The sequence below is a fragment of the Lysinibacillus sp. FSL K6-0057 genome (assembly GCF_038630885.1).
GTDB lineage: Bacteria > Bacillota > Bacilli > Bacillales_A > Planococcaceae > Lysinibacillus > Lysinibacillus fusiformis_F.
Window position 1 is genome coordinate 1,357,995 of record NZ_CP152047.1, and the last position, 26,004, is coordinate 1,383,998.

Here is a 26,004-nt window from a genome sequence, read left to right on the forward strand (position 1 = left end):
ACAAATAAACAAGATTGAATGAGCTATACTTATGGAAAAGAAACTGAGCGAAGGAGGATTTCTGGTGAGAACCTATTCTATATATAAGATAAAAGAAGAGCATTTAACGTTTATTTTTGGCAGAGAGCGTAAGTTATTAGAGATGATGCAAGGTTGTGAAGATGCCAACGAGAAATCCTTAAAAGAGCTTGCATATATATGTGAATCCGTTCGTTTTGAGGAGATTGCAGCCATGTTAGAGCAACAACTTGATTCCAAATATGCACACCTAGAAAGAGCTCGCAATGCTTTGTTTTTAGAACATCCGATAAAAGGCAAAATGGCTATTTATTTAGTGGATCGTAAAATTTGTGTTTATTGTGAAGGTTCACGAATGCTAGATTTAGATTTATTTCAAATGCTTGCTAAAATGAGTGAACGCTTTATTGCTTTTAATAAACAGGATAATGAGTGTGGGTGGTTAAAGCCGATGAAGTATACAATGCACTAGGAAAATTCACTACAATATATAGTAACACGCTATTATTTCGTGTATAATGGAGCGTGGAGAGTTTTTTCTCGGTATATTGTAGTGGAGGAGGTTGGTTGTATGCCTATATGGGGCTGGATTATTATCGTAATTATCGCATTAGCAGCGGGCGCGGCACTTGGTTTCTATTTCGCTCGTCAAGCTATGATGAAATATTTAAAAGAAAACCCACCTATTAATGAGCAAATGATTCGTATGATGATGGCACAAATGGGTCGTACGCCGTCTGAAAAGCAAGTACGTCAAATGATGGCGCAAATGAATAAATTCCAGAAGTAATTTGGAATGATCAGAGCAACTAGTTCAAGCATAACTAGTTGTTTTTTTTTATTTTTAACAGTATTTAAAAAATTCTTGAAAATCATACAATTCTATCGGGAAACTATGTATAATAGAATTACCATACGGAAGGGAGTTGTATATTTTGCAAAAAGAAAAAACAAATGTAGAAAGTTTTGATCTAGATCATACAAAAGTAAAGGCACCTTATGTTCGTTTAGCAGGTGTGAAAACGGGCCAAAATGGCGATGAAGTATATAAATACGATATTCGCTTTAAACAGCCAAATAAAGAGCATATGGAAATGCCTGCATTGCATTCTTTAGAGCATTTATCCGCTGACATTATCCGTAATTACTCAGATCATATTGTTGATTTCAGTCCAATGGGTTGTCAAACAGGCTTCTATGTATCATTGATCAATCATAATGATTATGAGGATTTATTAACTATTTTAGAAAAAACCTTTACAGACGTGACAAAGGCAACAGCCGTACCTGCCTGCAATGAAGTGCAATGTGGCTGGGCAGCTAGCCATAGCTTAGAAGGGGCACAAGCATTAGCGCAAGAATTTTTAGCAAAACGTGATGAATGGCATATCGTGTTTGAAGAATAAACAAAATGAAAACCTTGCGATAAAAAATTCCGCAAGGTTTTTATACGCACTAAAAATGGAATGGGATGACATTGGAGGAGGAAGAATCCCGATTGATTTTTTGATAAATAAAATTTTCTAAAAAATCATGAATTAAATCCTCATATTCATCCATATTTTCATTAAAGGACTGTGCATGTGCGCCTGTATCAAAAAGTTTTAATTTTTTTGGGCCTGCTTTTTTATTGTAAAGATCTAGTGACATGGAGGCTGGAATAAATGTATCTGGAATGCTATGGATAAAGAGTACAGGTTTTTCAATATGTGTGACAGCTTCTGCAGGTGTTACACTTTTAAATGAGTAACCATCTCGGAGACGAACAAAAAAGTCGGCAAAACGAATAGGAATAATCGAGCCGTATTTAAATTCAGTTTTCGCAATTTGCTTGAGCAACATAGAAAAATCAGAGAATGCACAATCTGAGATATAAAAATCAGCTCCATCTTCAACCGTTCCTGCATAGAGGAGCATGGTTGCAGCACCCATCGATTCACCATGAATGCCAAGAATAGCATCCTCGCCAATCATGGCTTTTACTGTTTTCACAACGGCATCAAGATCGTTTTTCTCATAGTAGCCATAGCTGGTTGTCTTGCCTCCCGATTCACCATGGCGACGGTGGTCAAATATAACGGAATTATAGCCAAGTCTTTCAAATAGGCGAGCATATTTCACGGAATTTATTTTATTTTCGGTAACCCCGTGGCAAATGATGATGGTGTTATTGGTTTGCAAAGGCTGAAACATAATGCCTCGAATTGAGTAGCCATTTGGGGAATCAATATTCAGCTCACATTTCAAGTTTTTATTGTACCAAGCTTCATCAAAGCGCTTTGCAGTCGTTTCTCGTTCCCGAATAAATTCAGGGTCTTTTTGTTGGATATACATTAATTTATTGGAAAGCGCGAAGCCGAACAGACCTGTTGCAGCTGCGGCTAGCGTTGTTGTAATACCAGAGAATAAAAGCATCTTCTTTTTCATCATAAAACACCTCCACATGCTGTTTCTTATTTGTAATGTTCCCAACTAAGATTGTTTAAAACACGTCAACATTTTACAATATCTTTGGCAAAACTGCGATTATTTCTATTATCGAAAATCGTCATAATATTTGTTAAAATATACATATCTGCTAGTAGCATATGCATGCAGTGTTGATTTTTGAACGGGGAAAAGGGGAGAATGATTATGACAAACGAGGTAGTAATCGTGAGTGCGGTGCGTACAGCTATCGGCTCATTTCAGGGGACATTAAAAGACGTACCAGCGACAACGTTAGGTAGCATTGTCATTAAAGAGGCATTAGCACGTGCTGGCGTAGCAGGGGAACACGTCGATGAGGTCATTATGGGGAATGTTTTAGCGGCTGGACTTGGACAAAATCCAGCTCGTCAAGCAGCAATTAAGGCTGGTTTACCACATGAGGTTTCTGCATTAACAATTAATAAGGTATGTGGATCAGGTTTAAAGGCTGTTCATTTAGCAACACAGGCGATTATAGCGGGAGATGCTGAGATTGTTGTTGCAGGTGGATTTGAAAATATGAGTCAGGCTCCATATGTCTTAAAAAATGCACGAGAAGGCTTCCGAATGGGCGATCAAAAGGTAGTAGATACAATGATTCATGATGGCCTATGGTGTGCTTTTAATGATTATCATATGGGGATTACAGCTGAAAATTTATGTGATATGTATCAAATTTCTCGAGAAGAGCAGGATGCTTTTGCAGCTCGTTCTCAGCAACGTGCAGAGGCAGCGATTGCAGCTGGCAAGTTTGAAGATGAAATCGTCGCTGTCGAAATTCCACAGCGTAAGGGAGAGCCACTTCTTTTCAATCAAGATGAATTCCCACGAGCAGGTGTGACAGCGGAGTCCTTAGCTAAGCTACGACCAGCATTTAAAAAGGATGGCTCTGTGACAGCAGCGAACGCGTCTGGTATTAATGATGGTGCGGCAGCGGTAGTGGTGATGTCAAAGGAAAAAGCACAAGAGCTAGGTATTCAACCGATGGTGATTATTACAGCGAATGCTAGTGCTGGTGTAGATCCTGCTATTATGGGAACAGGTCCTGTAAAAGCAGTACAAAAAGCGCTGACAAAGGCCGAGATTACTTTAAACGATATCGATTTAATTGAGGCAAATGAAGCATTTGCAGCACAATCGATTGCTGTAGATCGTGAATTAAGCTTTAATCATGATAAACTAAATGTTAACGGGGGTGCTATTGCTCTTGGTCACCCAATCGGTGCAAGTGGTGCTCGTATTTTGGTAACGCTATTACATGAGATGGAAAAGCGTGATGTGAGAACGGGTTTAGCCACATTATGTATCGGTGGGGGACAAGGCGTAGCAACAGTAGTGAAGCGCCCTTGATGTCTATAAGAAGGTGAATAGAAATGGGAAAGAAAAGAAAACAGCAACAACATACAGACAATAGCTTAACAGCCAGCCTACCTAAGCAAGAGGCGGTCACATTAGCAGATCAGCTAGGTGGCGATGTGCTAGCAAAATTAAAAGCAGCGAAGCAAGATTTAACTGCGAAAGAGCAGGCAGCAGAAGAAGAACGCCAAGCAAAACTAGCTTTTGAACGTAAACAACGTGAAAAAAATAAATCGTTTGAAGAACTACTAAACGAATATGGCGATAAAGGCTCTAAATTTTAAGAAAAAAACAGTGAATTCACACAGGTGGGTTCACTGTTTTGTCTTTTACAGCATTAAAATTATGTCGTTATAGTCGATATATAAAGAGAGATTTTTGAATTCAATGGAACGGGAGACGCTGCCAATAACATATACCTAATTGTAGTTTAGTATCGATTAAATTATGTTAGGAGAACAACATGGTAGAATTACAGACAAAAAGAATAAGTTTAATTCCTTTAAACGCCAAGTATCTAAAATTACTAATAGAGCATGAGGAGCAAATGGCGGAGGAGTTGTCATTGTCTAAAGGTGTAGGGAGTTTAGATTGCGAGCTTAAACAAGCGCTTTATTTTAGACTTTCCAAAGTAGTAGAAGATGAGCAAAACTATCTGTGGCATACGAATTGGTTACTTGTGTTAACAGAAAAAAATTGCGCTGTTGGTGGCATAATGCTTAAAGGTATGCCAAATGAGCGAGGGGAAGTTGTGATTGGGTATTATACTTTTCCTTATTATCAGGGGCAGGGCTATATGACCGAATCAATCATAGCTCTAAAAAACTGGTTACTTCATCAGCCAAATGTAAAATACGTTATTGCAGATACCGAAAAAGATAATGTGGCATCCCATCGAGTTTTAGAAAAAGCGGGAGCTGCCTTGTATAAAGAAACAAACTCCCTCTATTTTTGGAGGTTCCAACTTTGAAATAAATGGCTATGACAAAAGGCTATGATTGTACCTTTTGTCTTTATGTTGTTGAAAAAAGGTAATGTCACAAGAAAAAGATTTTTTAGCAAGGCGTGGGGTTGATTTCCGTTCCGCCAGAGATCTTTCCGTGGGGCGTCCGATGAGCCGCTTCACTGTGACGCTAAATCCCCTAGGAGTGATGCTGGCTCCATTCAATCAACCATGCTGCAAAAGTGCCACTTCAGGGTCCTTCATAAGTACCAGTAGTGAATAAAATATTTTTAGAGAGTAGAGAAGGGATTCATCACAACGACCATCAATAAAGTGAGTAGTGAACACCTTCATTTTATTTGTGAAACCTTTGTAAAAAAGAGCGCTCTTTTGCGGAACGGCAAACCTTTTTTACTTTATATTCTATGGATATTTTGTTATTCAACACGATGAAGACAAAAGGCTAGGATAATGCCTTTTGTCTTTTATTTTTGAGTATTTTTCTCATTGCTACAGCGATACTAACAAAAACAATGGCTCCAGCTGTATCGACAAGTACATCCTGAGCACTCATTGTACGACCTGGGGTAAAGCTTTGTCGAAATTCATCAAGCGTAGCAATCATAGCTGTTCCACCAATGGCAATACTTGCTGCAAAACGTCGTTTTCCCCAGGCAAAATATAGACCAAGTGCGATGCAGCCAAATCCCATGAAATGTGTCAATTTACGAATTAAAAACTCTACAAATGGAAAATAACCACGTTCTTCAACGGAAACAATGGTTCCCCAATAGGGAATTTTTAAAATAGATAGTTGTTTTTCAAAAGGTTTATTGGCAAGTAAATCTTCTAATTCTGGTAATATGCTCTGTTGCTCATAGGTCATACTAGAGGAGATTACTAGTACGACTAGACAAATGATAAAAATTAGCCATTTTTTCATCGATGTTCTTGATAAATCTCATTTTTTGTTCGCTCATTCGCTAACTTAAAATCTGTTATGGAATTGATTTTCTCGTAGGCAGCAAGTGTTTGAGCTAGCTGTTGTTGTGAGCTTGCGCCAATGACCGTAGAAGCGATTGTCGGCTCTTTCAGATTAAAAGCGGTAGCCAATGCATGCAAATCATCATAGTGTGAAGCTAAGTCTGTTAACGTTGTTGTTAACTCCTCAGCTGTATAGGTGTTAAAACCATTAACCTGTTGTAGACGTTGTTGCCAGCTATTCGTTAATAAGCCCTTTGCCACTGTGCCACGTGTTACAACAGATGCACCTTGATTCGCAATAAACTCAAGCCATTCTTCAGGGCGGCGATCTAGAGCACTATATTGCATCATAACGCTTTTTGCTGAGCTTGCAGGTAAAAACCGTTGCAAAACATTTGGACGAATAGAGGAAATGCCATATTCACGAATGAGCCCGTCTTTTTTCAATCCTTCAAAAGCGTCAATAATTCCATCCCAATCATCCTCGATTGTGCCACCGTGTAATTGATATACATCAATATAGTCCGTTCCTAAACGTTGTAAGCTAGCATGGACAGCTTCTTTTATATAGGATGGTGATGCATCCCACTGCCAGCCATCTACACCTTCTACCCAACGATTACCTACTTTTGTTGCTAAGATGACATTCTGACGACGTTTACCTAATGTTGTGCCAATAATCTCTTCGTTAGCACCATAATCATATAAATCAGCTGTATCTATATAATTAATACCAGCATCTAGTGCCATATCGACAATGGCAGCTGCTTGTGTTTTATCTGTCGAAAGAGACATGCCTCCTAAACTAATCTCTGAAATAAACAATTCGCTTGTACCAAGCTGTCTTTTTTTCATACGAATGACCTCCTTCGATTTCTCTACTTGTAATGGTACAATGAACATATCTGAAGAACAAGCGAGGTAATCGTCAATGAAAAAGTTTGAGGAAAAAACAACGAAATCGACACCAATCTATGACGGAAGAATAATAAAACTACAAATTGATGATGTTACATTACCAAATGGACAGGTTGCAAAACGTGAAATAATTAAGCACCCAGGTGCCGTAGCAGTGATTGCTGTTACGGACGAGGGGAAACTAGTGTTAGTAGAACAATATCGTAAAGCGCTGGAGCGTTCTATTATTGAAATTCCGGCTGGAAAACTTGAGTCTGGTGAGGAACCTGTGGCGACAGCACGCCGAGAATTAGAGGAAGAGACAGGTTATGGAGCGCATAAACTTAGTTTTTTACAAACCTTTGCAACATCACCAGGCTTTGCGGATGAAGTCATTCATTTGTTTGTAGCCAAGGAATTATATACAATAGACAATAAAGCAGATTTAGATGAGGATGAATTTGTCGAACTTTTAGAAGTTTCGTTGGAAGAAGCACAATTAATGGTGGCTGACCAGCGTATATATGATGCTAAAACAGCATTTGCAGTACTGTGGCTGGCTGCAAATTTAGAAAAGAATCTTTTAGCATAATAGAGACGGACGAGCATAAGCTGTACAAACCTTGATAGAAAAGGAGCATGTTTATGTCTCGTACGGTGTCTATTTTTTATCACGCTTCCATCATTGCGGTAAGTTTTGTTTGTGGCGTTATTTTCTTTCATATTATTGGTGGACCGAAAGCGGAACCCTTTATTTTATTTATAGAGCCTCGTTTAGCAGATGGGGACAGGCAATCCATTTTTCGTTTAGTGCTGCCTGTCGCTATTTCCATAGGTCTTGTATTATTACTAGCAACACATAGCGTCTTAAAGGTGTTAGTGCGTGTGACCGTAGCCATGCGTGCCACTTTTTTTGGCTTTAGTTCGGTTTTTTTATTACAAAAACTTGAAGCTTTTTGGCTTTATACGATTTGGTGGTTTCCATTTCAGCTCATCTATTGTATATTGTTGCTAGTCCTATGCAATTTACTTGTACCCGCTTGGTCAAAGCGAAAAATCGGGAAACAAGTATCTGGTCGGACAATTTTGTTGAATTTTATCGCATTTTTCATCATAATAGTTGCTGAGTTTATTGTTATTTCATATGTGTTAAAATGATGGATTGAATAGACAAAAATTGTGATCAGATAAAAAAGTAGAAGCAGGTTAGAAATCTATTCACTATCTTGTAATAGGATTTACTCCTTTGGTATAATGGAAAGAGTTTAGGGGGGCGTCACATGGAGAGCCGAATTGATCGTATAAAAAAACAGTTGCATAGTGCTAGTTACAAGCTGACGCCGCAGCGAGAAGCGACAGTTGCTGTCTTGCTTGAGCACGAAGAGGACCACCTAAGTGCTGAAGATGTTTATCTTTTAGTAAAGGAAAAAGCACCAGAGATTGGTCTAGCTACTGTTTATAGAACGTTAGAATTATTAACGGAGCTCAAAATTGTCGACAAAATCAACTTTGGCGATGGCGTATCGCGCTATGACTTACGCCAAGAGGGAGCTGCCCATTTCCACCATCATCTTGTTTGTATCGAATGTGGTGCTGTTGATGAAATTCAAGAAGATTTACTTGAAGATGTGGAAGCCGTTGTTGAAAAACGTTGGAACTTTATCATAAAAGATCACCGACTAACTTTCCACGGCATATGCTGGCGCTGTCATGATAAAAACGACGAATCGAATGAAGAAAAATAACAAAAAACTGTCTGTTTTAATCTTTGGTATAGATTGAATCGGGCAGTTTTTTGTTTTTATAAAAATGAAGTACAAATTCTATTATGGTTGGTGGTTTATGTCGAACGGAGGGTGCTTTAGCACATTTCTTAAGGCCATGCTAAAATAGAGAATAATTGACAGTAAGGGGGCGTTGTGATGAATGAATTTCAATATGCAGTAGAGGACTATATCCATTTTATTCAGGTGGAAAGGCAGTTATCTGTTAATACATTAGCATCCTATCGCCGAGATTTAGAAAGCTATGTTCATTTTTTACAGGAAGCAGAGGGTATGGCTGATTTTAGTCGTGTGGAACGGACAACTATATTACGCCATTTAGAGCAATTGCGGGCACAGGGGAAGACAAGTCGTACAGTTGCCCGTCATATTTCATCTATTCGGAGTTTCCACCAATTTTTACTACGAGAAAAGCGTGCAGAAACCGATCCGACAGTTCATTTGGAAATGCCGACAATTGAGCAAAAATTGCCTAATATCTTATCTATCGAAGAAATTGAAGCTTTACTAACAGCTCCGAATCGAAGTAAGCCACAAGGCATACGTGATCTTGCCATGCTGGAGTTATTGTATGGGTCTGGTATGCGTATCAGTGAACTCATTGCACTGGATTTAGCTGATATTCATTTAACCATGGGCTTTGTACGTGTATTTGGGAAGGGCGGCAAGGAGCGAATCATTCCACTCGGCAAAAGCGCACTTTCGGCAATAAATGGCTATTTAAACGGTGCTCGTGGTCAATTACAGGGAAAGCACCCTAAAACAGATGCGTTCTTTATTAATCAAAGAGGGAAACGTTTAACAAGGCAGGGTTGTTGGAAATTAATGAAGGAGCATGCATTAAAGGCAGGCATCCAACATGAATTAACACCACATACATTGCGTCATTCTTTTGCCACTCATTTGGTTGAAAATGGAGCCGATTTACGAGCGGTACAGGAGATGCTTGGTCATGCAGATATTTCTACTACGCAGATTTATACACATATTAGCAAAACAAGATTATCTGAGGTCTATAAGCAATTCCATCCACGTGCTTAAAACATCATAGGAAAAAATTATATTTCAGTCGGATGTCTGACCTTTATTTTTCGCATTTTTTTGGTAAAATAGAGTCATGAGATTAGGAGGCAACCATTATGAATAAACCATTTAATAAAATCCATGTCGTTGTCATGGACTCCGTAGGTATTGGTGAAGCACCAGACGCTGCCAATTTCGGTGATGTTGGCGCACATACACTAGGACATATCGCTGAAAAAATGAATGGGCTTACAATGCCAGTAATGGAGTCATTTGGTTTAGCGAATATTGAACCATTGCATGGAATGCATGCAACTACTGACCCTAAAGCATACTACGGTAAAATGCAAGAAGCATCAGTTGGTAAAGACACGATGACAGGCCATTGGGAAATCATGGGGTTAAATATTGATAAACCATTTAAAGTGTATCCAGATGGGTTTCCAGCGGAGCTAATTGATGAGCTAGAGAAACGTACAGGTCGTAAAGTACTGTGCAATCAGCCAGCAAGTGGTACACAAGTGATTGAAGACTTCGGGAAGGAGCATATGGAAACTGGAGCGATTATTGTCTATACATCAGCCGATCCTGTTTTACAAATTGCGGCTCATGAGGAAATCATTCCACTAGAAGAGTTATATAAAATTTGCGAAATTGCTCGTGAATTAACATTACAGCCTGACTATTTAGTAGGTCGCGTCATTGCCCGACCATTTGTGGGTACGCCTGGAAACTTTACTCGTACATCCAATCGTCATGATTATGCGTTAAAGCCATTTGGTCGTACAACGATGAACGTTTTGAAGGACGCGGGATTAGATGTGATTGCCATTGGAAAAATCTCAGATATTTTCAATGGTGAAGGTGTGACAGATTCGGTCCGTACAAAAAATAATATGGATGGTATGGATCAATTTGCAGAAGTTGTACGTCGTGACTTCCGCGGACTTAGCTTCTTAAATTTAGTGGACTTTGACGCCAATTTTGGCCATCGTCGTGATCCACTAGGTTATGGACAAGCATTACAAGAATTTGATGCACGCCTACCAGAAATTCTAGAAGCCATGTCAGAAGACGATTTATTAATTATTACAGCAGATCACGGCAATGATCCAACCTTCCCAGGGACAGATCATACACGTGAATATGTACCACTAATTGTCTATTCACCACGTTTTAACGGTGGGGCGGAACTTGCGCTTCGTGAAACTTTTGCAGATATTGCAGCAACAGTTGCAGAAAACTTTCATGTAGAAGCACCACCATTCGGTAAAAGTTTCTTACATGATTTGAAATAAGGGGGTTTTTTTCGTATGAATATGGTTCAATTGTTTGAAAAGAAAAAACAAGGATTAGAGCTTTCTCAAGCTGAAATTCAGTATTTTGTTGAAGGCTATACGACAGGCTCAATCCCAGATTATCAAGCAAGTTCTTTATTAATGGCGATACGTTTACTGGGCATGTCTGATGATGAGACATTTTATTTAACAAAGGCAATGATCGAATCAGGCGATGTCATTGATTTAACATCTATTGAAGGCTTTAAAATTGATAAACACTCAACAGGAGGAGTTGGTGACAAGGTCACACTTGTTGTCACACCAATTATTGCTGCTCTAGGAATTCCTGTTGCGAAATTTAGCGGTAAAGGTTTAGGGATTACTGGGGGAACAATCGATAAGCTGGAATCCATTCAGGGCTTCAAAACAGAACTTTCATCACAAGAGTTCATTGATAATGTCAATCAGCATAAAATTGCCGTTGCTGGACAAACAGGTAATCTTGTACCAGCCGACAAAAAATTGTATGCATTGCGTGATGTGACAGGTACTGTCGATTCTATTCCATTAATCGCAGCATCGATTATGAGTAAAAAAATTGCAAGCGGTGCCGATGGTATTGTACTCGATGTAAAATGTGGCTCAGGTGCGTTTATGAAGACGCAGGAAGAAGCACAGCGTTTAGCGGATACAATGACGGCTATTGGAGAAAAACTTGGACGTAAAGTCATCGCACATATTAGTGATATGGATAATCCATTAGGGAAAATGATTGGTAATAAGCTTGAGGTTGTCGAGGCATATGCCTTATTAAGTGGACGCTTGGAAGAAACGCATGAGGATTTGGTTGATGAATGTGTTGTCATCTCTTCCTTAATGTACCAAATCGCTGCTGGCGTGAATGAAGCGGAAGCGACTGCTGCGGTGAAGCGAGTACTTGCAGATGGCTCTGCAGCTGCAAAATTCGAGGAGTTTATTGTGGCGCAAGGTGGAGTAGTCTCTGATATTGTTCAAAATGAAACAGCTCATAAAGTAGCAGTGACAGCGATTACAGGGGGCACTGTGGAAACTATTAATGCCTTATTAGTTGGGGAAGCAAGTGTTAGTCTAGGCGCTGGGCGTTTAACGAAGGAATCGCAGCTAGATTATGATGCAGGCATTCAGCTTATTGCTAAAAAAGGTGACCATGTCCATACTGGCGATACGATTGCTTATTTATATTCAAATCAACCAATTGATGAAGAAACAATTAATAAAATTCAACAAGCTTATACAATTGCATAAAGATCCTTAGCGAGAGCCCTCACTTTAAGAGGGCTCTCGCTTTTTTGTGTTCCATGAATCGCCAAACTTTAGCAATCGATAGCGTTTAGAAATTGTTGATTTATCCCATACTGCACTTAACCTAAAAAGCTATAAGTATGTCGATTAGACACTATTTCGGAAGACTTTGCACTAGTTCTGTCAGCCGCAAGGATTCACCATATTGAATGTGGAATTGCACGAGGAGGAGGCGATGTTCATGCATTATCAATTAGAAATGGTCACAAGAGAGACAGTCGTTATACGTTTGTTTGGGGAGCTCGATCATCATGCAGTAGAACAAATTCGAGCGAAAATTTCTGCAGCAATTTTTCAAGGCACTGTGACGACCATCATTTGGAACTTAGAAGGGCTATCGTTTATGGATAGTTCGGGAGTTGGCTTAGTGCTTGGTCGAATGCGTGAGTTAGAAGCAGTTGCTGGGCGAACTATTTTATTGAATCCATCGCCAACAATGCGAAAAGTATTTCAATTTTCAGGATTAGGGCCATGGATGATGGATGCAACAGAGGAACAAGCGATTGATCGCGTAAGGGGGATTGTAAATGGATAACGAAATGACATTAACTTTTTTGGCAATTAGTGAAAATGAAGCTTTAGCGCGTGTAGCAGTTACAGGCTTTATTGCACAATTAGACCCAACTATTGATGAACTATCAGAATTTAAAACAGTTGTCTCAGAAGCGGTTTCCAATGCCATTATTCATGGCTATGAAGAAGATGGTAAGGGTGTTGTGACAGTTCATGCTAAACGTGAGGATGATATTGTGACAGTATCTGTCATGGATAAAGGGGTAGGAATTGAGGATGTTAGTCGAGCGATGGAGCCGTTATTTACAACGAAAAGTATGATGGAACGTTCAGGTATGGGCTTCACTATTATGGACAGTTTTTCGGATCAGCTGACAGTTATATCAAAATGGCAAGAAGGAACAACTGTAACATTCACGAAGAAATTTTACACAGTTCGCACAGCGGTAATGTGAGGTTAAGCCCGTGAAGCCGTTAGAACAGTCGTCCGATAAGCTTTTGTCTCAGGAGGAAATGCGTGATTTAATTGCACGCGCACAGCAGGGCGATCATGAGGCTCGTAAACGAATGGTAGAAGGCAATACGAGACTTGTGTGGTCCATTGTTCAACGTTTTACAACGAGAGGTGTTGAGCTTGAGGATTTATTCCAGATTGGCTGCATAGGGCTCATGAAATCTGTGGATAAATTCGATTTAACATATGATGTGAAATTTTCAACCTATGCCGTACCGATGATTATTGGAGAAATTCAACGCTTTTTAAGGGATGATGGCATGGTGAAGGTGAGCCGCTCTATTCGTGAGCTCAATTTTAAAATCCGTCATGCTACTGACGAATTTATTAAAAAGAACGAACATCCTCCAACTATTCAAGAACTCGCTCAGGTGCTTGGTGTGACAACCGAGGAAATTGTCACCGCATCCGATGCGCTGAGAGACCCAGCCTCTCTTCATGAGCAATTGTATGAAAGTGAGGGGGATTCCATTACATTAATGGATCAAATGAAGGATGAGAAATCAGAGCAACCATTTGATTATATCCCACTGAAAGAAGTACTAACGAGACTTGAGCCGAGAGAGCAGTCTATCATATATCTTCGCTATTTTTCAGATTGCACGCAAACTGAAATTGCAAATAGATTAGGTATATCTCAGGTACAAGTATCCCGATTAGAGAAAAAAATTCTTGCCCAGCTGAAAAGTTGGATGGCAACAAGTGCAACAGTGGAGCAGGAAGTAATAAAAAAAGACATCTAAGAAAATGGTGACAGCATGACAAATAAATTATTTAACAGCTTAGAAGAAGCCGAAGATTTTCTTATAGAACATTTTGGTGACGGCGAATCATTTGACGTTGGGATTAAACACTTATTTGTCAAAGATTTGCCGGTCCTTTGTGCATATATTAGTGGGCTTGTAGATGGAGAAGCTTTAACACAGTTACTTTCTAGTATGCTCCCAGATGAGGACGTTGAGATTGAAGTAGAGGATGAGAAGGAATACTTTGAGTCCTATTTTAATTTCCATGGACGTTCAGAGGAAACAGAGCGTAAAGCCTATTTACTAGCCATTTTAAGTGGACAGGTCACCTTTATTACCAAAAGTGGCTATTGCTACGTTGCAGAGCTTAGAAACTATCCAGGACGTTCTCCAGAAGAGCCAGATAATGAAAAAGTTATCCGTGGCTCAAGGGATGGCTTTACAGAAGGAATTTCTCAAAATACAGCTTTAATACGTAGGCGAATTCGCAATAGTAATTTACGTTTCGAGCTACATAAAATATCCAAAATCGGTCAAACCGACGTGGCGATCGCGTTTATGAAGGATGTTGCCAATGAAGATATGCTCGAAAGTTTACGACAGCGTCTTGGACAAATTAATCATGATGGCTTGACGATGGCCGATAAATCATTAGAAGAATGGCTTTTTAAACAAAAGTTCCATCCAGTGCCATTTGTACGTTATACGGAAAGACCTGATATTGCAGCTGCCCATCTACTTGAAGGGCACATAGCTATATTAGTCGATACCTCTCCATCCGTTATTTTAGTGCCTGTTACCATGTTTCATTTATTACAGCATGCGGAGGAATATCGACAGGCACCGACTGTAGGGACGTTTGTACGTTTAATGCGATATTTTGGCTCCGTTATGGGTTTACTTTTATTGCCATTGTGGTATGTATTTGCAACGAATGAATCCTTACTTCCGGATGCCCTCTCCTTTTTAGGTACGGAGGAGAAATCACATGTACCATTGTTACTACAAATACTGATTGCAGATATTGGCATCGAGTTTTTGAGGATGGCCGCCATTCATACTCCGTCACCATTATCGACAGCGATGGGATTGGTTGCGGGGGTAATCATTGGTCAAATTGCGATTGATGTTGGATTATTCTCTTCAGAGGTGGTCCTCTATACAGCAGTTGCAGCTATTCTTATTTTCATTATTCCGTCCTATGAGCTCAGTATCTCCATTAAAATTTTTAGGTTACTGTTACTGCTGATGACGGGTCTCTGGGGTGTCAATGGGTTATTTATTGGTTTATTTTTATTGTTTACCTATTTATGTTCATTGCGACCAATGCAGGCACCTTATTTATGGCCGCTTGTTCCATTCTTTCCAACGGCAATGCTTCGTGTCATCATTCGTTTCCCAATGACTTCTGATGCATTAAGACCTTATGTAGTCGCTTCCAAACAGCGAAAAAGATCATAGGAGCCGTTGCACTCGTTTTTTTCATGTGATAAAGTTCACATATAGTATTTTGTGATTTTTGCAAAAATTATTTTCATTCAAGAAAAAGCAAGTATTATACATTTGTTTTTTTATGTTTGATGGAAATAATTTCTTGATGGGATGGCTTTAAATGGTAAAGAATGATTCCACTATCAAGCCGTAAAAATAACAAGATGGAACGATGTGAAAAGGGAGAGATGCACATGCATTTATATGGAACACAAGCGATTTCTGAAGATGGTCATTTAACAATTGGACAGGTAGACACACTAGAGCTAGCAAAAGAGTATGGTACACCACTTTTCGTGTATGATACTGCACTTATTCGTAAGCGTGCACGCAGCTTTATCGATACGTTTAAAAAACTAGGCGTAAAAGCAGAAGTAGCTTATGCTTCAAAAGCATTTGCATGTGTAGCGGTGTATCAATTAGCAGCAGAAGAAAATTTATCATTGGATGTTGTATCTGGTGGGGAGTTATTTACTGCATTAAAGGCAGGTTTCCCTGCAGAGCGCATTCATTTTCATGGTAACAATAAAAGCATTGCTGAAATAGAGCTAGCTTTTGACTCCAAGATTGGATGTATTGTTGTAGATAATTTCTATGAAATACAGCTTTTAAAAGAAATTTCGGAGCGCCGTCAGCAAAAAATGCGTATATTATTACGTGTTACACCAGGTGTTGAAGCACATACGCATGATTTCATCACGACAGGTCAAGCAGATTCAAAATTCGGCTTTGACTTAAACAATGGTCAAGCGGATGAAGCATTCCAACAAACATTTAGCCATGAATTCCTAGAGTTACTAGGCTTACATTGTCATATTGGCTCACAAATTTTTGACACTGCTGGTTTTGGCTTAGCTGGAGAAAAATTGATTGACAAAATTTCTGATTGGAACAAGACTCACGGATTTACATGTACTGTGTTAAACTTAGGTGGGGGCTTTGGTATTCGTTATACTGAAGAAGATGCACCGCTTGAACCACAAGTATATGTAGAGGATATGATTACAGTTGTCAAAAATAAAGCAACTGTTCTTGGACTGAAGATGCCGGAAATTTGGATTGAACCAGGTCGATCACTTGTAGGTGATGCAGGAACATCTCTTTATACAATCGGTTCACAAAAAACAGTGCCAGATGTGCGCAAATATATTGCGGTTGATGGCGGTATGAGTGATAATATCCGCCCAGCACTATACGACGCTAAGTATGAGGCAGTCATCGCAAGTAAGGCGAATGAGCCGAAAGATGAACTCTATACAGTTGCTGGTAAATTATGTGAATCTGGCGATAAATTAATTATTGATGCTAAACTACAAGATGCTGCTTCAGGTGATGTGTTAGCCATTTTCTGTACAGGTGCGTATGGTTATTCAATGGCTAGTAACTATAATCGTGTGCCAAGACCTGCTGTTGTATTTGTAGAGGATGGACAGCATCAACTAGCTATTCGCCGCGAAAGTTATGAAGATATTGTGCAAAACGATCTCCCGCTAACTTTAAAAAAGGGTGAGTAAATTTGAGGAAAAATAAGTGGGTATTACTAGCGTCCATTACAACATTTATTTTATTATGGGGCGTAGTCTATTGGGTGTTGGCGTCGAAAGGTATTCTCGGACCTGGTTCGTAAGACAGAAATTGGCTTGCGGTAAAAGTACAAATCGTGTAGGATAGTCAAAGATTATGTACAGCTAGAAAAAGAGGGAATAGACAAATATGTTAATTCGATATAAAAAAGCTTTAGAGAAAATAGCAATGGGGCTACTTTCGTTTATGCCTAACGAAAAAGACGTAAAAAAGCTTACAGAAACCATCCACTCCTATGAAAATGATGATAATTGGGTTTTATACTTATGGAAAAAGAATGATGAATATGTTGGCATAGTAGGGCTTGTTGTTGATGAGCATAATATAGCTACGATCCAGCACGTGTCGGTGATCCCTTCCTATAGGGGCGAGGGTGTAGCAACCGAGATGCTTCAAGAAGTGGCGGAACTTGGCCAATATGAAAGTGTACGTGCTACAGATGAAACACGTAGTTTCGTTCGAAAATGTATTCATTGTACCGATGAAAAAGCAGACGATTAACACCGTCTGCTTTTTCTTTGTTTGCTTTCTTGTCGCTCTGCAAGAATATGTGAGCGATCTCGTAGCATATGTTTATGAAGAAGATAATTTGAGCTGTTCGATGGCAAAAGCTTTATACGTGCTATGGCTAACTCCAGCAAGTGAGGTGAAAGAGGGAGCTGGAAAGTTTGAAAGGACTTGCCCGTTTTTATCGAAGTAAGAGCTATTGTCATTTGTGTTAGGAGTTCATGATAATCAATTTCTTGGAAAAAAATATGCCCTTCATTTACTTGAAAATTATGAAGTGCTTTTTCTAAAATTCGTTTAGCACCAGTATTGTTACCACGTCGCCAATGATAGAAACCTGTTGCCAGCTGTACATAGCCGACAAGTGGATGCATTTTATCACCAGGTGCAATTTCCTTCCAATATTCCTCTAGCACTTCATGGCATTCAAAAAAATCTTGATTGCCATTAAAATAGGCACAGTAATCTATAAATAAAGTATGATGCTGCGGATGCATTTTGGACTCCTTTCCACTATACTAAAAGAACATAGAATCTCAGGGTGGTAAAATAATGTCTTATGAAGTAAAATTAGAAGCCTTTTCAGGGCCTCTTGATTTATTATTGCATTTAATTCACAGATTGGAAATTGATATCTATGATATCCCAATGGCTGAAATTACACAACAATATATCGACCATATACATGCAATGCAAGTACTGGAATTAAATGAAGCAAGTGAATATTTAGTAATGGCAGCAACCTTGCTGGCAATTAAAAGCCGCATGTTATTGCCGATTCACGAAGGAGAGATGGAGGACGCAGAATTAGAAGTGGACGGACCTGACCCTCGTGAAGAACTGGTGCAACGCTTAATCGAATATAAAAAATACAAGGAAGCAGCAAGTAATTTGCAAGAGCTTGAAACAGACAGAGCACAAGTATTTACAAGGCCTCCTGCGGATTTAACAGGATTAGCCTCAGAAGAACAGATGGCTTTATTTGATTTGAATGTGAATATCTATGATATGCTTGGCGCATTTCAAAAATTGATGCGTCGTAAAAAATTAAAGAAACCATTAAAAACAACTGTAGCAAGGCAGGAACGATCAGTAAAAGATCAAATGCGTTCTGTTGTGGATTCTTTACGATTAACAGGTGGACGTGCATCATTTTTCGAGCTTTTTCCCTATGAAGATAAGCCAACACTTATTCTGACGTTTGTATCCCTTCTTGAACTGATGAAACGTCAGATCGTCATCGTAGAGCAAGATGGTAACTTTGAAGAATTAACGGTTACCTTACAGAAGGAGGAATGGGAAGATGACGAAAACATTGATGTTACAGAGTAGAATTGAAGCCTTATTATTTGTTGTGGGAGATGATGGCTTAACGATTAAACAACTATCACAACTTTTAGGAGAGCAGGAAGAGTTGATTCTGCAAACAATGAATACATTGAGAGAAACCTATGAAGAAGATTTAGCAAGAGGAATTACGGTGAAAGAAATTGCAGGCGTCTATCAGCTCATTACAAAATCTGAGTTTGCCGATACAATTCAAAGATTAGTAGAAAATCCAACCGCACAATCCTTATCTCAAGCCTCCCTCGAAGTGTTAGCGATAGTTGCATACAAACAGCCCATTACCCGTGTAGCGATAGAAGATTTGCGTGGCGTCAAGTGTGAACGACCAATCCAAACGTTAGTTTCACGAGGCTTAATTAAAGAGGTAGGACGGTCAGAAGGAACTGGACGTGCCATCTTATATGGAACAACAAAAGAGTTTTTACATTATTTTGGCTTAAATAATATAGAAGAAATGCCTCCTCTACCTGATGAGGACCTTGTTGATACAGAACAAGAAACAGATTTATTTATGACGAAGTTCCAAGAGACTTTTAGCGGGGCAAAATAATGGTAATTAGGTATAATGTGTAGCCTTCAACATAAATTTAAATCTATAATTTCCTATCACATTGAATAAGGAGTGGCTCGTTGCTTCGGTTATTTCGTTTAACACTGTTCATGATCATTGTGTTCATGGTAATGCTTCCTCAAACTAGCTTTGCAAGAGGAGGAAGCGGCTATGCTGTTTTGGATGGCGATACAGGTCGGGTTTTAATAGGGTCCAATAGCGATGAACGATTACCTATTGCTAGCCTAACAAAAATTTGGACAGCACTTGTGGCAATCGAAAATAGTGACTTGCAGGATGAAGTCGTTATATCCCCAAAGGCTGCTATGGCTGAGGGAAGTTCTATTTACCTACAGGCTGGTGAAACGGTAACAGTCGAAACGTTATTGTATGGCTTAATGCTACGGTCAGGCAATGATGCTGCCACAGCTTTAGCCGAACATGTAGGGGGTTCTGTAGAGGGCTTTGTCAAATTAATGAATGAAAGAGCCGTTATTGCAGGTCTTACCAATACCGTCTTTATGAATCCATCTGGTCTCCATCATGATGAGCATTTATCGTCAGCGAGAGATACTGCTGAGATGTTAAGACTTGCTTTGCAAAATAAAACGTTTGAGAAAATTGCTTCAACGATTCTTTACCGGGCGAATACAGTAAACGGAATGCTATGGGAAAATAAACACCGTTTATTAAGAGAAGGTTCGGGAATGGCGGCAGATATAGATGATGAGACAGAGCAACCTGTTAGTTCCTTAAAGTCAGCCACTGGTACTGCTTTTGCTGGAAAAACGGGCTTTACCAAGGTTGCTGGACGAACACTTGCAACGGCCTTTCAAAAGGACGGGCAAACCTGCATTGTTGTCACATTAAATGCATCCGATGATTGGAATGTACATCGAGGCTTATCCAATAAAATATGGCAAGATTATCGTCTTGAAACAGTAGTGAAGAAGGGTAAATACAATGTCAATAAAAAGTTGGCTATTCGTTTACAAGAGCCCGTTCGCCTACAATTAAATAAAGAGGAAAAAGAACAAGTTCGGCAAGTATTACATGTTTCAAGAAAACGTCAAGAAGCAGTCTTGTCGATCTTTATAGGCGAAGAACGTATTTATGCAATGCCAGTAAAAGTTGAATCAGCGGATCGTTAAAAACGATTTGCTGATTTTTTACATTATTTGATTAATTGATGTTAAATTTGGTAAAATGATAATGAAGGTTGAATTCTTAATTTTCGAAAAAAGGGGTGAGGAAATTGAGGAATGCTTCCATGGAAAGTAAAGGTAGACAAATTCAATTTGGGCTAATAATTGTCTTATTCTTATCAAGTTTAATTGTCCCTGTCATTCTACTATATCCAATTCAAGAGATGCTATATCGACCAAAAGAATTTTATTATTTTGCACCTTATTTTAATGCTTATATTATCTTTATGGCCTCTTTATTTGTCATGGCTCTTGTACTACTAATCAATTATTTGATCATACCTGAAACGAAAAAAAGCAAGAATATTCAACGTGGTCTAGTGTCTGCTTCCTTATTAATTGCTTTAGGTTTCATCGCATTAAGCTTTAATACCTATAAATTGATAGATTCAAACGGTATCTATAGGAGTCCAATTTTTAGTTTAAAAGCTGATTTTGTCGGGTGGGAAGAAGTTGTGAAAGTGGAGCAAGTGAATCTAGAAAAAAGTGGTGTGACAAAGCCTGATCATCTGGTTTTTAAATTTCAAGATGGTTCCACAATTGAAGAATCTTTGGCAGGCAACATGATGCTGGCTAAAAACTATATAGCCAATGAGTTAAACCAACGTGGCCTAACAATTGAAAATGTATACAAATAAAAGCTGCCGAATGGTAGCTTTTTTGTTGTTAAAATAAAGATTTTACAATCGATTCACATTATTGCTAACTGAGTATACTGCTAGTAAACAAAACAAAATGCAGGTTCAAATGTTAAGAAATTAGCTAATGCGAAATTAGTTGGAATACTCAAATAAAAAATGTGAAATTTGTTTTTCTTTAATAATGTCTAAAAGTATGACATAATTTTCACAGATTAGCGGGAAAAAATAACCCTATTCATTGGATCGAAATCGAATGATGAAGAAAGTGTTATTGTGAAAGAAAACTAGAGGTGAAAAAATGGAAAGATTACAAAAGGTCATTGCCTATGCAGGTGTTGCCTCAAGGCGCAAGGCAGAGCAATTGATTTTAGAAGGCAAAGTTAAAGTAAACGGTGTAGTTGTTCGTGAGTTGGGAACAAAGGTATCTAATTCCGATACAATTGAAGTAGAAGGTGTGAAATTAGAAAAAGAAGATAAGGTATATTACTTACTTTACAAACCACGTGGAACAATTTCTGCTGTAACAGATGATAAAGGACGCAAAACTGTCACAGATTTATTTCATCATATTCCGCAACGTATTTTCCCAGTTGGTCGTCTTGATTATGATACATCTGGATTATTGCTATTGACAAATGATGGAGAATTTTCCTATATGTTGACACATCCGAAGTTTAAAATTGACAAAACATATATCGCTCGTGTCAAAGGTGTGCCAACAATTGAAGGGCTTAAAAAGCTTCAACGAGGGATCAAATTAGAGGATGGTAAGACAGCACCAGCTAAGGTAAGTATGACATCCTTTGACGAAAAAGCTGGCAAAGCCATTTGTGAAATCACGATTCATGAAGGCCGTAATCGCCAAGTTCGTCGTATGTTCGAAGCGATTGGGACACCCGTTGTCAAATTAAAACGTGAACGCTTTGCTTTTTTAGATTTATTCGGCCTTTCTCCAGGAGAATACCGTGAATTAACAAAGCATGAAGTCAAGCAACTACGTGTGTTAGCAGAGACAGGAAAGCTGGATTAATGAAATTTGCCAGAAGAAAGTGTGGATACCACAAGAGGTATTTGGATGTTTACACTTTCTTTGTGGTGAAATCGTTCATAAATCATTCATAATTAATAGCTAAGTGTTTTTGTATCATTTTGCTATAATAGGTGAGAATAGTACACCTACTATAGCTGTAACACATTTAATTCGGTATTGTTGACGTCAGTGTGAAAGAAGTTTTTACATACTTATAGACGTATAGAGCATGAAAAAGTTCTATTTGTATCTTCATTATGTAGAAGCATACGCAAGCCGTAATTGATAGGGGGTTTATTAACTTGGAGAAAAAGAAAAAACGTCTTGTACTGCGAACGGTCATTTTAGCTGTGTTAGCATTGGCAATCGGGTACACAGTATATGGAACAGCAACAAAGGAAAAAGTAGAGTTAGTAGCAGTGGGCTCTAAAGCACCTGACTTCACGTTAGTAGATTTAAACGGTGAAAAGCATAAATTGTCGGATTATAAAGGACAAGGGGTATTTTTAAACTTCTGGGGAACTTGGTGTAAGCCTTGTGAGAAGGAAATGCCTGCGATGGACAATCAGTATCAAGAGTATAAAGATCAGGGTGTACAAACATTAGCGGTCAATATTGCTCAAACAGATTTTGAAGTACAGAATTTTGTCGATCGATATGAGTTGTCATTTCCTGTAGTTATCGACAAAACAAAAAGTGTGATGACTGCTTATAATGTAGGTCAATTACCTGCAACAGTGCTAGTTGATCCAGAAGGCAAAGTAGCCAAAATTATTACAGGTGAAATGACGGAGGAAAATATTGCTTCGTACATGGAATTAGTGAAGCCAGATAAGGAGTAAATGACGATGGAAAAAATCATTTGTGCTTGTGGTCATAGTAATCCATACGGCACGAAGCTTTGTGAGAAATGTGGTCGTCCTTTAACCGAAGAAGAAAAACAAAATAAGGTTGTTGATATGCGCTATGATGGTATGGCCATTCGCTCCAAAACATATAACAAATCTTTCATCGATAAAATATGGAATTTCTTCTCGAGTGTTAAAGTAGGTATATCCTTAATTATTATCACATTAATTGCTGCTTCAATCGGAACATTACTACCGCAAGAGTTTTACGTAAAAGCTTCTGATATGGAGAAAGGAGCTTATTACGCAGACGTATATGGTACATTCGGAAAAATCTATTATACGTTGGGGCTTTCAGATTTATATAGCTCATGGTGGTTCCAAATTTTAGTTGGTATGCTGGCAGTATCGATTATTGTGGCAAGTCTTGACCGAGGCATTCCGCTTTATAAATCATTAAAGAATCAACGTGTTAAAAGACATGAAAGCTTTATGAAGCGTCAGCGCATTGTTGCAGAAGGACAAGTGACGGCGAGTGCGGATGAAACGCTTGATAAAGTGGCTCAAAAAATGACTGAGATGAAGTATTCTGTTCGTCGAGATGGTAGCGCTCTCTTAGCTGAAAAAGGACGCTTCTCTCGTTACGGCCCGTACATAAACCATGTAGGTCTCATCATTTTTTTAGGTGGGGTCATGCTACGTCTAATCCCAGGATTCTATGTGGATGAATCGATATGGGTGCGTGAAGGTGAAACACGAGCGATCAGTGGGATGGAAGGTTATTTCATTGAAAACCGTGACTTTATTTTAGAAACACATGATAATACACCTCAAGGAGAGCAAGTTAAACAGGGTGTGAATGTAGTAGCTAAAAACTTCCAGACCGATATTACACTGTACAAGCAGCCTAAAGACGCATTACCAGGGGATACGGAAAATCTAGAAAAAGTAAAAGACTATTCCATTCGTGTAAACCACCCTTTGAAAGAAGATGGCTTTGCTCTTTACCAGATGGATTATCGTCTAAATGAATTAAAACAAATGAATTTTGAATTAATTAATAAGACGACGGAGAAATCATTAGGTAAGGTAGAGATTGATTTAACAAACCCTAAAAAAGAATATGATTTAGGCAATGGTTCATCCGTTCAAATACTAGTGTATACACCAGATTTTGATGGGTTTGAAAATGGTGAGCCACAAACAAAAACATCAATTCCAAATAATCCCGCGTTTTTATTTAAAATGACAACACCAGAAACACCAGAAGGAGAAGTAAGCTTTGTTGAAATTATGCAACCTCCTTTAGAACCACTTGGTGAAAATAAATACAGAATGAAGTTTGCTAGTGCAGAAATGCGTGACATGTCAGGTATTACGGTACGTAAAGATAGTACCATCCCTATTCTGTTTGTTGGGGGTGTCATCTTTATGATCGGTGTTGCGATTGGCTCTTATTGGAATCATCGTCGTTTATGGCTGCAAGTGGAACCAGACGGCCGTGTGTTAATGGCTGCCCATGTCAACAAAAATATGTTCAGCATGAAAAAGGATTTAGATGCTGTCACAACATTTGCTGCATTGCCTCCGTATACAGATCAGTTAGAGAAAGATGAGGCTGGCGAAGAGTCCACAAATGGTGGCATTAAAGAAAAGGAAGGTGACAACACCTTATGAGTTTGATTGATATAAGTGGAAACTTATTATTTGTAGCGTTTATTGCTTATTTAGTTGCGACATTATTATTTGGTGGTTCAATTAAGCAAGCTAATGCTACTGGTAAGAATACTGGCAAATGGGGCCAGCTTGCCATTGTGGTTACCATTATTGGTTTCCTATCACAGCTTGGCTATTTTATTACGCGTTGGATCTATACTGGACATGCGCCAGTAAGTAATATGTTTGAATTTACGACTGCCTTTGGTATGTTCATTGTCGGTGCGTTTATCTTAATTTATTTTATTTATCGTTTGACTGCACTTGGATTAGTGGCATTGCCTGTAGCACTTTTAATTATCGCTTATGCAGCAATGTTCCCGAAAGAAGTAAGTCCATTAGTGCCGTCGTTACAAAGTTATTGGTTAACGATTCACGTTATTACAGCAGCATTAGGGCAATCTATTTTAGCTATTAGTGCTGTGGCAGGACTTATTTACTTATTAAAAGTAGTAGATTTAACGAAGCGTTCTAAACAACGTTTTTGGTTAGAGGCCGTGATGTACTGTCTTGTAGTAGTTATTGGGTTTGTTGCGGTAACATCTACATTTAGTGCTATGGATTATGAGTCTAGCTATAATTATGTGGATAAAGAAGGAACTACTCGTAAAATTATTTACAATTTACCTCCGATTTTCGGTATGAATGAATATGAAGTGGTTGAAGAACATGGCATGTCACCATTAGTAGAAATGCCAGCATTAATTAATGCTAAAAAATTAACAACTGTTGTTTGGTCATTAATGATAGGATCTATTTTGTATTTATTAATTCGTTTAATCGCTCGCCGTCGAATTAGTGCCATTTTCCAACCACTAGTTAAACGTGTCAATTTACAATTACTTGATGAAATTGGTTATCGTTCAGTGTTGATTGGTTTCCCTGTATTCTCCCTAGGTGCTTTAATCTTTGCGATGATTTGGGCACAAATTGCTTGGAGTCGATTCTGGGGTTGGGATCCAAAAGAAGTATGGGCTCTTATTACATGGTTATTCTATGCAGCATTCCTGCATTTACGTTTATCAAAAGGCTGGGAAGGTCGAAAATCTGCTTGGTTAGCATTAATTGGTTTCGGGATTATTTTATTCAACCTAATTGCTGTTAACTTAATCCTTGCAGGTTTACACTCCTACGCGTAACCTGTGAAACAACAAGCCTTTTCGCTGTAGCGAAGAGGCTTTCTTTTCTTTTCAATATGTGTCACAGCATGTACAATA

The 26,004-nt window shown here is 38.7% G+C and carries 30 protein-coding genes; 26 read left to right on the forward strand and 4 right to left on the reverse strand.

Annotated features, from left to right (window positions below; genetic code table 11):
* Positions 1-64: 64 nt before the first annotated feature.
* The 3 genes from sirA (at position 65) to MHB40_RS06365 (ending at position 1,424) form a co-directional block, all read left to right on the forward strand.
* Complete coding sequence (gene sirA, locus MHB40_RS06355) at positions 65-490, forward strand: sporulation inhibitor of replication protein SirA (RefSeq protein WP_243456062.1); 426 nt, start codon at positions 65-67, stop codon at positions 488-490.
* A 99-nt stretch (positions 491-589) separates the two neighbouring features.
* On the forward strand, positions 590-808 hold the full coding sequence (locus MHB40_RS06360) for a YneF family protein (protein WP_342442784.1): 219 nt from the start codon (positions 590-592) through the stop codon (positions 806-808).
* A 145-nt stretch (positions 809-953) separates the two neighbouring features.
* Complete coding sequence (locus tag MHB40_RS06365; protein ID WP_205442109.1) at positions 954-1,424, forward strand: S-ribosylhomocysteine lyase; 471 nt, start codon at positions 954-956, stop codon at positions 1,422-1,424.
* 49 nt (positions 1,425-1,473) lie between these two features.
* On the opposite strand, the gene MHB40_RS06370 is transcribed toward MHB40_RS06365, so the two are convergent.
* The gene (locus tag MHB40_RS06370; RefSeq protein WP_342443700.1) at positions 1,474-2,445 is read right to left on the reverse strand and encodes an alpha/beta hydrolase; all 972 of its coding nucleotides are present in this window, start codon (positions 2,443-2,445) and stop codon (positions 1,474-1,476) included.
* Between the two features lie 207 nt (positions 2,446-2,652).
* Between MHB40_RS06370 and MHB40_RS06375 the strand changes: the two genes are divergently transcribed.
* The 3 genes from MHB40_RS06375 (at position 2,653) to MHB40_RS06385 (ending at position 4,813) form a co-directional block, all read left to right on the forward strand.
* Positions 2,653-3,837 (forward strand): acetyl-CoA C-acetyltransferase, encoded by a 1,185-nt coding sequence (locus tag MHB40_RS06375; RefSeq protein ID WP_205442110.1) that lies wholly within the window; start codon positions 2,653-2,655, stop codon positions 3,835-3,837.
* A gap of 23 nt (positions 3,838-3,860) precedes the next feature.
* On the forward strand, positions 3,861-4,127 hold the full coding sequence (locus MHB40_RS06380) for a YqkE family protein (RefSeq protein WP_342442785.1): 267 nt from the start codon (positions 3,861-3,863) through the stop codon (positions 4,125-4,127).
* A 179-nt stretch (positions 4,128-4,306) separates the two neighbouring features.
* Entirely contained in the window at positions 4,307-4,813 is a 507-nt protein-coding gene (locus tag MHB40_RS06385; protein ID WP_342442786.1) for a GNAT family N-acetyltransferase, read from the forward strand.
* A gap of 436 nt (positions 4,814-5,249) precedes the next feature.
* Here MHB40_RS06385 and MHB40_RS06390 read toward each other — a convergent pair whose 3' ends face one another.
* On the reverse strand, positions 5,250-5,729 hold the full coding sequence (locus MHB40_RS06390; protein WP_342442787.1) for a VanZ family protein: 480 nt from the start codon (positions 5,727-5,729) through the stop codon (positions 5,250-5,252).
* A complete protein-coding gene (locus MHB40_RS06395; RefSeq protein ID WP_342442788.1) occupies positions 5,726-6,625 on the reverse strand; it encodes an aldo/keto reductase in 900 nt (299 codons plus the stop codon). The genes MHB40_RS06390 and MHB40_RS06395 overlap by 4 nt, the downstream gene beginning before the upstream one ends.
* A 76-nt stretch (positions 6,626-6,701) precedes the next feature.
* On the opposite strand from MHB40_RS06395, the gene MHB40_RS06400 reads away from it, so the two are divergent.
* From MHB40_RS06400 to MHB40_RS06455, 12 genes are all read left to right on the forward strand, one after another.
* The gene (locus MHB40_RS06400) at positions 6,702-7,259 is read left to right on the forward strand and encodes an NUDIX hydrolase (RefSeq protein ID WP_342442789.1); all 558 of its coding nucleotides are present in this window, start codon (positions 6,702-6,704) and stop codon (positions 7,257-7,259) included.
* A gap of 53 nt (positions 7,260-7,312) precedes the next feature.
* The gene (locus tag MHB40_RS06405; RefSeq protein WP_205442117.1) at positions 7,313-7,825 is read left to right on the forward strand and encodes a hypothetical protein; all 513 of its coding nucleotides are present in this window, start codon (positions 7,313-7,315) and stop codon (positions 7,823-7,825) included.
* A 122-nt stretch (positions 7,826-7,947) separates the two neighbouring features.
* Entirely contained in the window at positions 7,948-8,412 is a 465-nt protein-coding gene (locus tag MHB40_RS06410) for a Fur family transcriptional regulator (RefSeq protein ID WP_004232171.1), read from the forward strand.
* A 177-nt stretch (positions 8,413-8,589) separates the two neighbouring features.
* Positions 8,590-9,492, forward strand: coding sequence for a site-specific tyrosine recombinase XerD (gene xerD / locus MHB40_RS06415; protein ID WP_205442118.1), 903 nt, complete (start codon positions 8,590-8,592; stop codon positions 9,490-9,492).
* 98 nt (positions 9,493-9,590) lie between these two features.
* Positions 9,591-10,772, forward strand: coding sequence for a phosphopentomutase (gene deoB, locus MHB40_RS06420; RefSeq protein ID WP_342442790.1), 1,182 nt, complete (start codon positions 9,591-9,593; stop codon positions 10,770-10,772).
* A gap of 15 nt (positions 10,773-10,787) precedes the next feature.
* Positions 10,788-12,038, forward strand: a complete 1,251-nt coding sequence (locus tag MHB40_RS06425) for a thymidine phosphorylase (protein WP_342442791.1) — start codon at positions 10,788-10,790, stop codon at positions 12,036-12,038.
* Positions 12,039-12,276: 238 nt separating this feature from the next.
* Positions 12,277-12,630: an anti-sigma F factor antagonist gene (gene spoIIAA, locus MHB40_RS06430; protein WP_004232181.1), complete on the forward strand. Its 354-nt coding sequence runs from the start codon at positions 12,277-12,279 to the stop codon at positions 12,628-12,630.
* On the forward strand, positions 12,623-13,063 hold the full coding sequence (spoIIAB, locus tag MHB40_RS06435) for an anti-sigma F factor (protein WP_205442121.1): 441 nt from the start codon (positions 12,623-12,625) through the stop codon (positions 13,061-13,063). The genes spoIIAA and spoIIAB overlap by 8 nt, the downstream gene beginning before the upstream one ends.
* 10 nt (positions 13,064-13,073) lie before the next feature.
* Positions 13,074-13,865, forward strand: a complete 792-nt coding sequence (sigF, locus tag MHB40_RS06440; RefSeq protein WP_009370709.1) for an RNA polymerase sporulation sigma factor SigF — start codon at positions 13,074-13,076, stop codon at positions 13,863-13,865.
* Between the two features lie 15 nt (positions 13,866-13,880).
* Positions 13,881-15,329, forward strand: coding sequence for a spore germination protein (locus MHB40_RS06445; protein ID WP_205442122.1), 1,449 nt, complete (start codon positions 13,881-13,883; stop codon positions 15,327-15,329).
* Between the two features lie 224 nt (positions 15,330-15,553).
* On the forward strand, positions 15,554-16,873 hold the full coding sequence (lysA, locus tag MHB40_RS06450; protein WP_342442792.1) for a diaminopimelate decarboxylase: 1,320 nt from the start codon (positions 15,554-15,556) through the stop codon (positions 16,871-16,873).
* Between the two features lie 199 nt (positions 16,874-17,072).
* Positions 17,073-17,444: a GNAT family N-acetyltransferase gene (locus tag MHB40_RS06455; RefSeq protein WP_342442793.1), complete on the forward strand. Its 372-nt coding sequence runs from the start codon at positions 17,073-17,075 to the stop codon at positions 17,442-17,444.
* On the opposite strand, the gene MHB40_RS06460 is transcribed toward MHB40_RS06455, so the two are convergent.
* The gene (locus MHB40_RS06460) at positions 17,441-17,947 is read right to left on the reverse strand and encodes a DUF309 domain-containing protein (protein ID WP_205442125.1); all 507 of its coding nucleotides are present in this window, start codon (positions 17,945-17,947) and stop codon (positions 17,441-17,443) included. The genes MHB40_RS06455 and MHB40_RS06460 overlap by 4 nt on opposite strands.
* Positions 17,948-18,002: 55 nt before the next feature.
* Here MHB40_RS06460 and MHB40_RS06465 point away from each other — a divergent pair, with 55 nt between their 5' ends.
* The 8 genes from MHB40_RS06465 (at position 18,003) to ccsB (ending at position 25,926) form a co-directional block, all read left to right on the forward strand.
* Positions 18,003-18,782: a segregation/condensation protein A gene (locus tag MHB40_RS06465; RefSeq protein ID WP_205442126.1), complete on the forward strand. Its 780-nt coding sequence runs from the start codon at positions 18,003-18,005 to the stop codon at positions 18,780-18,782.
* A complete protein-coding gene (gene scpB, locus MHB40_RS06470; protein WP_342534138.1) occupies positions 18,754-19,347 on the forward strand; it encodes an SMC-Scp complex subunit ScpB in 594 nt (197 codons plus the stop codon). The genes MHB40_RS06465 and scpB overlap by 29 nt, the downstream gene beginning before the upstream one ends.
* 80 nt (positions 19,348-19,427) lie before the next feature.
* Positions 19,428-20,498: a serine hydrolase gene (locus tag MHB40_RS06475; protein ID WP_342442795.1), complete on the forward strand. Its 1,071-nt coding sequence runs from the start codon at positions 19,428-19,430 to the stop codon at positions 20,496-20,498.
* Positions 20,499-20,602: 104 nt separating this feature from the next.
* On the forward strand, positions 20,603-21,190 hold the full coding sequence (locus tag MHB40_RS06480) for a hypothetical protein (protein ID WP_342534139.1): 588 nt from the start codon (positions 20,603-20,605) through the stop codon (positions 21,188-21,190).
* 301 nt (positions 21,191-21,491) lie between these two features.
* The gene (locus MHB40_RS06485) at positions 21,492-22,223 is read left to right on the forward strand and encodes a pseudouridine synthase (protein WP_342442797.1); all 732 of its coding nucleotides are present in this window, start codon (positions 21,492-21,494) and stop codon (positions 22,221-22,223) included.
* Positions 22,224-22,525: 302 nt separating this feature from the next.
* The gene (gene resA, locus MHB40_RS06490; protein ID WP_342442798.1) at positions 22,526-23,065 is read left to right on the forward strand and encodes a thiol-disulfide oxidoreductase ResA; all 540 of its coding nucleotides are present in this window, start codon (positions 22,526-22,528) and stop codon (positions 23,063-23,065) included.
* 6 nt (positions 23,066-23,071) lie between these two features.
* On the forward strand, positions 23,072-24,748 hold the full coding sequence (locus MHB40_RS06495; RefSeq protein WP_342442799.1) for a cytochrome c biogenesis protein ResB: 1,677 nt from the start codon (positions 23,072-23,074) through the stop codon (positions 24,746-24,748).
* Positions 24,745-25,926 carry a c-type cytochrome biogenesis protein CcsB gene (gene ccsB, locus MHB40_RS06500; protein WP_342442800.1) on the forward strand — a complete coding sequence of 394 codons (1,182 nt, stop codon included), beginning with the start codon at positions 24,745-24,747 and terminating at the stop codon, positions 25,924-25,926. The genes MHB40_RS06495 and ccsB overlap by 4 nt, the downstream gene beginning before the upstream one ends.
* The last annotated feature ends 78 nt before the right edge of the window (positions 25,927-26,004 follow it).

What these genes read in the sequence shown, in the direction of transcription:
- MHB40_RS06360 (WP_342442784.1), top strand. Translation starts at nt 590, where the DNA reads ATGCCTATATGGGGCTGGATTATTATCGTAATTATCGCATTAGCAGCG.
- MHB40_RS06370 (WP_342443700.1), bottom strand. Translation starts at nt 2,445, where the DNA reads ATGAAAAAGAAGATGCTTTTATTCTCTGGTATTACAACAACGCTAGCC.
- MHB40_RS06375 (WP_205442110.1), top strand. Translation starts at nt 2,653, where the DNA reads ATGACAAACGAGGTAGTAATCGTGAGTGCGGTGCGTACAGCTATCGGC.
- MHB40_RS06380 (WP_342442785.1), top strand. Translation starts at nt 3,861, where the DNA reads ATGGGAAAGAAAAGAAAACAGCAACAACATACAGACAATAGCTTAACA.
- MHB40_RS06385 (WP_342442786.1), top strand. Translation starts at nt 4,307, where the DNA reads ATGGTAGAATTACAGACAAAAAGAATAAGTTTAATTCCTTTAAACGCC.
- MHB40_RS06390 (WP_342442787.1), bottom strand. Translation starts at nt 5,729, where the DNA reads ATGAAAAAATGGCTAATTTTTATCATTTGTCTAGTCGTACTAGTAATC.
- MHB40_RS06395 (WP_342442788.1), bottom strand. Translation starts at nt 6,625, where the DNA reads ATGAAAAAAAGACAGCTTGGTACAAGCGAATTGTTTATTTCAGAGATT.
- MHB40_RS06400 (WP_342442789.1), top strand. Translation starts at nt 6,702, where the DNA reads ATGAAAAAGTTTGAGGAAAAAACAACGAAATCGACACCAATCTATGAC.
- MHB40_RS06405 (WP_205442117.1), top strand. Translation starts at nt 7,313, where the DNA reads ATGTCTCGTACGGTGTCTATTTTTTATCACGCTTCCATCATTGCGGTA.
- MHB40_RS06410 (WP_004232171.1), top strand. Translation starts at nt 7,948, where the DNA reads ATGGAGAGCCGAATTGATCGTATAAAAAAACAGTTGCATAGTGCTAGT.
- xerD (WP_205442118.1), top strand. Translation starts at nt 8,590, where the DNA reads ATGAATGAATTTCAATATGCAGTAGAGGACTATATCCATTTTATTCAG.
- deoB (WP_342442790.1), top strand. Translation starts at nt 9,591, where the DNA reads ATGAATAAACCATTTAATAAAATCCATGTCGTTGTCATGGACTCCGTA.
- MHB40_RS06425 (WP_342442791.1), top strand. Translation starts at nt 10,788, where the DNA reads ATGAATATGGTTCAATTGTTTGAAAAGAAAAAACAAGGATTAGAGCTT.
- spoIIAA (WP_004232181.1), top strand. Translation starts at nt 12,277, where the DNA reads ATGCATTATCAATTAGAAATGGTCACAAGAGAGACAGTCGTTATACGT.
- spoIIAB (WP_205442121.1), top strand. Translation starts at nt 12,623, where the DNA reads ATGGATAACGAAATGACATTAACTTTTTTGGCAATTAGTGAAAATGAA.
- MHB40_RS06445 (WP_205442122.1), top strand. Translation starts at nt 13,881, where the DNA reads ATGACAAATAAATTATTTAACAGCTTAGAAGAAGCCGAAGATTTTCTT.
- lysA (WP_342442792.1), top strand. Translation starts at nt 15,554, where the DNA reads ATGCATTTATATGGAACACAAGCGATTTCTGAAGATGGTCATTTAACA.
- MHB40_RS06455 (WP_342442793.1), top strand. Translation starts at nt 17,073, where the DNA reads ATGTTAATTCGATATAAAAAAGCTTTAGAGAAAATAGCAATGGGGCTA.
- MHB40_RS06460 (WP_205442125.1), bottom strand. Translation starts at nt 17,947, where the DNA reads ATGCATCCGCAGCATCATACTTTATTTATAGATTACTGTGCCTATTTT.
- MHB40_RS06465 (WP_205442126.1), top strand. Translation starts at nt 18,003, where the DNA reads ATGTCTTATGAAGTAAAATTAGAAGCCTTTTCAGGGCCTCTTGATTTA.
- scpB (WP_342534138.1), top strand. Translation starts at nt 18,754, where the DNA reads ATGACGAAAACATTGATGTTACAGAGTAGAATTGAAGCCTTATTATTT.
- MHB40_RS06485 (WP_342442797.1), top strand. Translation starts at nt 21,492, where the DNA reads ATGGAAAGATTACAAAAGGTCATTGCCTATGCAGGTGTTGCCTCAAGG.
- MHB40_RS06495 (WP_342442799.1), top strand. Translation starts at nt 23,072, where the DNA reads ATGGAAAAAATCATTTGTGCTTGTGGTCATAGTAATCCATACGGCACG.
- ccsB (WP_342442800.1), top strand. Translation starts at nt 24,745, where the DNA reads ATGAGTTTGATTGATATAAGTGGAAACTTATTATTTGTAGCGTTTATT.